This is a genomic window from Bacteroidota bacterium, assembly GCA_034723125.1.
Classification (GTDB): Bacteria; Bacteroidota; Bacteroidia; order CAILMK01; family JAAYUY01; genus JAYEOP01.
Genome location: JAYEOP010000400.1, coordinates 1 through 4052, shown reverse-complemented (window position 1 = coordinate 4052; position 4052 = coordinate 1). Strand labels below are relative to the sequence as shown.

The 4052-nt window shown below is 28.8% G+C and carries 3 protein-coding genes; 1 reads left to right on the top strand and 2 read right to left on the bottom strand.

Features of this window, described 5'->3' with window-relative positions:
• Nucleotides 1-242: 242 nt before the first annotated feature.
• A complete protein-coding gene (locus U9R42_10725; GenBank protein MEA3496498.1) occupies nt 243-1436 on the bottom strand; it encodes an AAA family ATPase in 1194 nt (397 codons plus the stop codon).
• Nucleotides 1437-1855: 419 nt separating this feature from the next.
• Here U9R42_10725 and U9R42_10720 point away from each other — a divergent pair, with 419 nt between their 5' ends.
• Nucleotides 1856-3103: a peptidase U32 family protein gene (locus U9R42_10720; protein MEA3496497.1), complete on the top strand. Its 1248-nt coding sequence runs from the start codon at nt 1856-1858 to the stop codon at nt 3101-3103.
• On the opposite strand, the gene U9R42_10715 is transcribed toward U9R42_10720, so the two are convergent.
• Nucleotides 3093-4052 (bottom strand): hypothetical protein (locus U9R42_10715; GenBank protein MEA3496496.1); only part of this gene is annotated, 960 nt, incomplete at its 5' end. The two genes, U9R42_10720 and U9R42_10715, sit on opposite strands and share 11 nt — an antisense overlap.

Below are 4052 nucleotides of genomic sequence, written 5' to 3'. Positions count from 1 at the left end.
CTTGAAATAAATGTTCCTGAAAATATTTTAATAATGTTTTTGAACAAAATAGCTGATTTTATTGTTCTCAAAAGTAAAACAATAATTTTTGTTAGACTAATACAATGGAATTGTTTTTCTTTTTTAACTTTTTGTGGAGAGAAATAATTTGCCACGAATTCGCGAATGGTTTTTGTGCGACAAATGATTTTGTTGCGAATGTATTTATAGAATCCCCCTTATGAGTTTTCAAAGAAAAGCCGTTAATATAAAAATCCAAATAACCACAATGGTATTTTATTTCCATATCCGGTTTCAATATCATCGGAAGCAATAAATGCATTTTTGTTATTTTTGATTTGCTCAAAACTTTTATTTTTTCCTCCTACCTCAAAAATATACTTTTCGTCAATAAGAAAATCCCCTGTTTTTGCTGTTGATACTTCATGTAAATTTGCAAGTTGATTCATAAAAAAACTTTCCCTCACTGTTCCAATATTCGGGCTTTTACTTGCTAATGCATACATTAAGTTTGGATTTTCAAGATAAACTTTGTCAGGTTTTGTTAGAATACCATCTCCTTTACCCGATGACTTTAGCAAATGTAATATATCTGATCTTTTTAGATAGCTGAGAAATTGAAGAGTAGTAGCACGATTTGTTTCTATTTGTGAGCTTAGCTTAGTAATGTTAGGATTGTAAGGACTTGTTTCGGATAAAATATACAACAGCTTCTTGATTTTATAAACATTGGCATAGTTCAATCCTACAACTGACGGCAAATCTATTTCCAACATCAAATTCAAAGTGTTGTTAATTTTTTGATGATAGTATTTCTCCCCTTCCAAAAAATATGGATAATATCCTCCCTCTAAGTATTTAGAAAAGTACTTTAACGGATGTATTTCCTTTGTAATTTCCCCACTTATTTCTCTATGGTTTGTAATTATATCATCAAGCATTATTTTATCAAATGAAATTTTGTGCTTTATTTTTAGATATTCTCTAAACGAAAGCCCTTTAAGTTCATAATTAACTGCTCTTCTACTTAAGTCTGCTTCACCTTTATAAATTTCTAGAATTGATGAGCCTGTAAATACAATTTTTAAATCAGCATAAGTATCATAAATATTTTTTATTTCTCTCGACCAATTGGGGTATTTATGAACCTCATCAATAAACAAATATTTTCCTCCTTTGGTATAAAATATTTCAACTAAGTCTATGAGTGTATTTGTTGTAAAAAAAACATCATCAAGGCTTACAAATAATATTTCATTATTTATTTTAAAATTCTCTTTTATGTGTTGTAACAAAATAGTTGTTTTTCCAACACCTCTTGCTCCTATCAGAGAAATTAGCCTTTCATCCCAGTCAAAATTTGCATATAAAGACCTTCGAATATCAGTTTTTATCGCTTTTAATTTTAGGTCAAACGTCCTATATAGCTTTTCCATAGTATTTTATTTTAGTTCAAAGGTAGTATATTGTTCTAATAAAAGAACAATAATTTAAATATTTGTTCTTATTTATGAACGTTTATCGTATTTATCGTTCTTTTTTTAGAACGTTTTTTGTTTTTATCGCTCTAGATTTAGAACGTTTTTGCTTAGTTTACTGAAAATAAAATTAATATAAAATATTATCAACTTCTTAAAATGCATGATATTATTTTTCTTTCTGCAACCTTAATTTTTAGACACTTAGATTCTCCACATTATCAAATTAATTTACTTTCGGTGGAAATGTTTCACGTGAAACATTCAAAGATGCACAATTAATAATTTATTTAATTACCACAACAAAAACTATCTATCGGTAGTAACTTTGCCGATTCAAAAACAATATTTTCTCTTTTTAAAAAAACATTTTTATAATGTCCGATTTTCAAAACATAGAAATAATGTCTCCCGTGGGTTCTTATGAATCTTTAATGGCAGCAATTCAAGGCGAAGCCGATTCGGTGTATTTCGGTGTGGAATATATAAATATGAGGTCTCGTTCCTCCAACAATTTTACTCTTGACGACCTCAAAAAAATCTCATCAATTTGTAAGAAAAACAATATTAAATCATACATTACCGTAAACACTGTTCTTTATGATGAAGACCTGAACTTGATGAAAAAGATAGTTTCATCTGCAAAAGAAAATGGGATAAATGCTATTATCGCAACCGACCAATCTGTTTTGCTTTACGCAAAAAAAATAAATATTCCTATTCATGCTTCTACCCAATTAAGTATTTCAAACATTGAAAGTGTTAAGTATTTTTCCCAATTTGTTGATGTAATAGTTCTTGCACGTGAACTTTCTCTTAATCAAATTTCAAAAATTACTACTGCTATTGAAAAAGAAAAAATAACTGGACCTTCGGGAAAATTAATAAGAATTGAAGTATTTGCTCATGGTGCTTTGTGTATGGCTATTTCAGGGAAATGTTTTTTGAGTCATCACATGGATAATTCTTCTGCCAACAGAGGTGGTTGCTATCAAAATTGCCGCAGAGAATACAGTATTAAAGATGATAGAAATAACGAACTGAAAATTAGTAATCAATATATCTTATCTCCCAAGGACTTAAACACAGTTGGGTTTATTGATCAAATTCTTGATGCGGGTGTTAAGGTCTTTAAGATTGAAGGACGCGGACGTTCTGCCGATTATGTTAAAACTGTTACTAAGGTTTATAAAGATGCTGTTACTTCCGTACAAAATGGAAGCTACAATGCTAAATACGTTGAGAGTTTAAACAAACGACTTGAAACTGTTTTTAATCGTGGCTTTTGGGATGGTCATTTCCTTGGAAAAAATCTTAACGAATGGAATGCTGAAATATATGGCTCAAAAGCAACGACAAAAAAGATTTATTTAGGAAAAGGTAAAAAATATTTTAAAAAAATAATGGTTGGTGAATTTGAATTACAATCAGGAACTCTAAAAATTAGTGATAAAATTATTATTACTGGACCAACAACAGGTGTATTGGAAATGACAGTTAAGGAACTTCGCTTAGAAAACGAAAGTGTAAATATCGTTAATAAAGGTGATAATTTTTCTATGCCTGTTTCTTCAATTATCAGGAATTCTGATAAGCTCTACAAAATTATTAAAACTAATCGCTAATCTCAAATTCCTCTGTTAGCTCCCAATTTGCTTTTAGTTCAATTGTTTTATCAAAATATAGTACTCTTTCTGCTTGTTTTCTTTTGTTCAACTCTCCTGTATCCCATTTACCATTAGAATTTTCATCAATAATAAACCTGATTTTATAACTACCGACTTTCAAAAAGTCAAAAGTAATTTGTTGTGTGTTTTTAATGATTCTTTTCCTAACTAATTTATCCTTAGAATCAATTAGTTCAACAATTATATTCTTTTTTATTCCCTTTTTTAAATCAAGATTTATTATTCCCAGCTCTTCTTCTTTCATGACACTAAATCCAAAAGCAACTGTGTCGTTGTAACTATTGTTATCACTTTTAAAACAACTATCCGCCATGATTATATTATATCTTTTCCCTTTTTTAACTTTAAAATGAAACTCATAATTGCTAATGCTTCTGCCTAACTTTTTTATTTCAAAATTGTCTTTAAAGCTATTGCTGTCTTCTAATATTTTTATCCTGTTTTTGTTAATCTTTTTTAATGGTCTGTTTGTTTTAAAATTAATAAATTTATTTCCGTAAATATCTATTGTTGTCTTTATTTTAAGTTTTTTCAGTGAATTAGCGGTTTCATTTTCCTTAAATAATATTAAGGTATCCATCAGTCCACCGTTAACGGAATATTTGAACACTAAAGAATCCTGTTCTTCTATCCAACAAAATAAACTATCTCCTATTTCATCATAATCAACATTTTTTATCTCTTTGTACTCATTCTCTATCAACTGAAATATTCTAAAACTATCCGGTAATTTAGAAAACTTAAAAGCAATCAAATCCATTCTTGTCAACTCTACTGATATTACATTGCTATAAGACACTTGCTCTGCAAAAATTTTTATTTCTCCTATATTCGTGTCTTTTACTAATTCAATGCTTTTATTAGTAAATCCCACTTTTTCTCCAAA